The organism is Mammaliicoccus sp. I-M35, assembly GCF_022386455.1.
GTDB lineage: Bacteria > Bacillota > Bacilli > Staphylococcales > Staphylococcaceae > Mammaliicoccus > Mammaliicoccus sciuri_A.
Genome location: NZ_JAJNIL010000037.1, coordinates 1 through 314, shown reverse-complemented (window position 1 = coordinate 314; position 314 = coordinate 1). Strand labels below are relative to the sequence as shown.

General features: G+C 32.5%; 1 rRNA gene. It reads right to left on the bottom strand.

Annotated features, from left to right (window positions below):
* Positions 1 to 264: 264 nt before the first annotated feature.
* Positions 265 to 314: ribosomal RNA gene (locus tag LQ679_RS14725) — 16S ribosomal RNA — on the bottom strand; the annotation flags it as partial.

Sequence of the window (314 nt, the reverse complement as noted above, 5' to 3'; positions counted from 1 at the left end):
TAATAACTTAATCTATATTTCCTTATACATAATGTTTAAGAAAATAACTGTTATTAATCTGTGATGTCGTCTATAAAGACGACGCGCGATTATTAAGCTTGTTGAATTTCGTTAAAAATTCACTCGGTTTTTTGCTTGGTAAAATCTATTTTACTTACTTATCTAGTTTTCAATGTGCAATGTTGAATGTTATAAACATTCAAAACTGAATACAATATGTCTTCGTTATTCCATGACCTAATGGTCATTCCGTAATATCCTTAGAAAGGAGGTGATCCAGCCGCACCTTCCGATACGGCTACCTTGTTACGACT